Source organism: Kineococcus vitellinus, from assembly GCF_009906315.1.
GTDB classification, from domain to species: domain Bacteria; phylum Actinomycetota; class Actinomycetes; order Actinomycetales; family Kineococcaceae; genus Kineococcus; species Kineococcus vitellinus.
Genome location: NZ_JAAALL010000393.1, coordinates 1 through 3,240, shown reverse-complemented (window position 1 = coordinate 3,240; position 3,240 = coordinate 1). Strand labels below are relative to the sequence as shown.

Here is a 3,240-nt window from a genome sequence, read left to right as displayed (position 1 = left end):
GCACGGGGACCTCCGGGGTGGGCGCGTTCGCCGTCGCCGGTGCGCGGCGTGAGCGCTGCATCGGCAGCCGGAGCGCCCGGGTTGAACGCCTCCACCCGGGCGGCGCGCGCAGGCGGTTCGAGTGATCCGCGGGTGGGTAGGGGGCAGCGGTGAACACCACACTCGACACGACCCCCGCCGGGCCGGGACTGCGGCGGGCCGTCAGCGGCAAGCTCCTCTTCCTCTTCATCCTCGGCGACGTGCTGGGAGCGGGCATCTACGCGCTCGTGGGCCAGCTGGCCGGCGAGGTGGGCGGGGCCATCTGGGTCCCCCTGCTCGTCGCCCTGCTGCTGGCCCTGCTCACCGCGGCCTCCTACGCCGAGCTCGTCACGAAGTACCCCAAGGCCGGCGGGACCGCCGTCTTCGCGCAGCGCGCGTTCGGCAAGCCCCTGGTGTCCTTCCTCGTCGGCTTCTCGATGCTCGCGGCCGGGGTGACCAGCGTCGCCGGCCTCTCGCTCGCGTTCTCCGGCGACTACCTCGGCGCGCTGGTCGACCTGCCCGCGCTGCCGACGGCGCTGGTCTTCCTCACCCTCGTCGCGCTGCTCAACGCCCGCGGCATCAAGGACTCCCTGCGCGCCAACGTCGTCATGACCGTCATCGAGGTCAGCGGCCTCGTGCTCATCGTCGTGCTGGCCGCCGTCGTCCTCGGCCGCGGCGACGGCGAGCCGGGCCGGGTCCTGGAGTTCTCCTCCGCCCAGTCGCCGGCCGCGGGGATCCTCGCCGCCGCCGTGCTCGCCTTCTACTCCTTCGTGGGCTTCGAGACCTCCGCCAACCTCGCCGAGGAGGCCGTCGACCCCAGCCGCACCTACCCGCGCGCCCTCTTCGGCGGGCTCGCCGTCGCCGGCGTCGTCTACGTCCTCGTCGGCCTGGCGGTCTCCACGGCCGTCGCGCCCGCGCAGATCGCCGACTCCGACGGGCCGCTGCTGGAGGTCGTGCGGGTCGCCGACGTCGGGCTGCCCGGCTGGCTGTACTCCCTCGTCGCGCTCATCGCGGTCGCCAACGGCGCCCTGCTGACGGCCATCATGTGCAGCCGGCTCACGTACGGCATGGCCACCGAGGGCCTGCTGCCGCCCGTCCTGGCCCGGGTGCTGCCCGGCCGGCGCACCCCGTGGGTGGCCATCGTCGTCACCACGATCGTCTCGATGGCGCTCGTGGTCAGCGGTGACCTCGCGACCCTGGCGGCGACCGTCGTGCTGCTGCTGCTGCTCGTCTTCATCGCCACCAACGCCGCCGTGCTGGTCCTGCGCCGCGACCGCGTCGAGCACCGCCACTTCCGCACGCCGGCCGTCCTGCCGGTCCTGGGGATCGTCTCCTGCGTGGGGCTGCTCACCCAGCAGGAGGCCGGGGTGTGGCTGCGCGCCGGGATCCTGCTGCTCGTGGGGGTCGTGCTCTTCGCCCTCACCCGCCGCTCCTCGCGCCGCGGCGCGGAGCTCACGCGTACTGCGGACCCCCGCTGACGCCGAAGAACGCCTCCAGCGTGGTCACCCCGCGCTCCGCCATCCGCTGCACGAGGTCCACGCCGACCCAGCGGTAGTGCCAGGACTCCGCCGCGTAGCCGGTGACGGCGGAGTCCTCGGGCCGGTAGCGCAGCAGGAAGCCGAAGGCCCCGGCGTGCGCGGTCAGCCAGCGCGCCTCGGGGGTCTCGGCGAAGCAGTCGCGCAGCGTGCAGCCGGAGTCGGTGGTGCTGCCGAAGTCCACGGCCAGCCCGGTCTGGTGCTCGCTGTGGCCGGGGCGCGCGGAGTACCGCTCGGCCTCGGCCGCCCCCTCCCGCGCCACCGCCCGCGCGTGCACGCCGCGCTGGTAGTCCAGCGAGCGGTAGCCGCTGGTGAGGGCCAGCCGCACGCCGTCCGCCCGGGCCGCCGCCAGCAGCGCGGTCAGCTCGGGGGCGACGACGCTGGAGACCTGCTTGCCGGCCACCGTCGCCAGCGCGGGCGGCACGTACTCCACCGGGTCGACGGGGTGCTGCTTGTTCACCACCACCCAGGGGCTGCCCGCGTCCGTGGTGGAGAACGCCGGTGGTGCGGACGGCGCGGGCGCGGCGGGCGGCGCGGTGGTGGCCGCGGGCTGCGCCTGCGGCAGGGTGGCGGGGTCGGCGGCGACGGCACGGCCGGCGCCGCCGTCCCCACCGCCGTCGTCCCCGCCCAGCACGACCCCCGCGGTCGCCGCCGCGCCCACGCCCACGACGCCCAGCAGCAGCGCGCGGCGGGCCACGACGGCCCGGTGGCCGTAGCGGCGGCTCCCGTCGGGCAGGCGGTCGGCGGCGAACGGCGACGGCACGCACCCACCTCCTCGGACCCCGGGTCTCACACCTCGTCGCGGACACCGGCGATCTTGCCGATCCGGCGCCCACCACCGCGACCCGCCGCGCCGGTGCGGCACAGTCCCACGACGAGGAGGCCCAGCACCAGCGCCAGGGCGTGCAGACCGCCCTCGACGGCCCAGTCCAGCAGCCCCGGCCCCTGCGGCGTCCCCGGCGGCTGCCGGTGCAGCTGCAGCGGCGTCGGCGGCCCCAGCAGCACCACCAGCGACAGCGCACCGCTCGCGGCGGCCGCGGCGGCGCCCGCGCCCGCGAGCACCGCGACCACCACCCGGCCACCGCGCGGCGGCACCAGCCAGCCGGGGCGGCCGGCGAGCACCACCGCGGCCAGCAGGAGCGCCCCGAGGGCGGTGCACGTCGTGCTCCAGCCCGTCTGCGCCACCGCGACCACCTCCGACCAGCGGTCGGCGAAGACCTGCGCCGGTTCCCCCGGCTGCGGACCGGAGCCCTCCCGGAGCCCGCCGGTGACGGCGCGCCGGACCACCTCCGCGCTCACCAGCAGCGGTGCGCCGGCCGCCGCCACCGCGAGCCAGAACACCCACGACCAGCCCTCGCCGGGGCCGCCGTCCTCCTCCACCTCCCCGGGCTCCTCCCCGGGCTCCTCCCCGGGCTCCTCCCCGGGCTCGTCCCCGGGTCCCCGCCCGGGCGCCGCCGCGCCCCTCACGGGCGCGGGCGGCGGTAGAGGGCGTACTCCTCGGCCGTGGGCCGGGGCAGCTCCGCGGCCGCCCCCGCCTCCGGCTGCGGCGCCACCGGGGGTGCCGCGCCGCCCGCGGAGCCGGGAGCCGCTCCCGGGGCCGGTGCCTCGCCGGGTGCCTCGTCGGGGGCCTCGCCGGGCGCCTCGTCGGGCGCCTCCTGCGGCGCCTCGTCCGCGGCCCGCGGCGGGG

The 3,240-nt window shown here is 77.6% G+C and carries 3 protein-coding genes and 1 pseudogene; 1 reads left to right on the top strand and 3 read right to left on the bottom strand.

Annotated features, from left to right (window positions below):
- Nucleotides 1-149: 149 nt before the first annotated feature.
- Nucleotides 150-1,496, top strand: coding sequence for an amino acid permease (locus tag GTQ99_RS21400; protein WP_166617717.1), 1,347 nt, complete (start codon nt 150-152; stop codon nt 1,494-1,496).
- Here the strand turns inward: GTQ99_RS21400 and GTQ99_RS27275 are convergent.
- From GTQ99_RS27275 to GTQ99_RS21385, 3 genes and pseudogenes are all read right to left on the bottom strand, one after another.
- Nucleotides 1,471-2,316 (bottom strand): D-alanyl-D-alanine carboxypeptidase family protein, encoded by an 846-nt coding sequence (locus GTQ99_RS27275; protein WP_166617716.1) that lies wholly within the window; start codon nt 2,314-2,316, stop codon nt 1,471-1,473. The two genes, GTQ99_RS21400 and GTQ99_RS27275, sit on opposite strands and share 26 nt — an antisense overlap.
- A gap of 26 nt (nt 2,317-2,342) precedes the next feature.
- Nucleotides 2,343-2,933 (bottom strand): hypothetical protein, encoded by a 591-nt coding sequence (locus GTQ99_RS21390; RefSeq protein ID WP_166617715.1) that lies wholly within the window; start codon nt 2,931-2,933, stop codon nt 2,343-2,345.
- 83 nt (nt 2,934-3,016) lie between these two features.
- A pseudogene (locus GTQ99_RS21385) lies at nt 3,017-3,240 on the bottom strand (Rv1157c family protein); the annotation flags it as partial.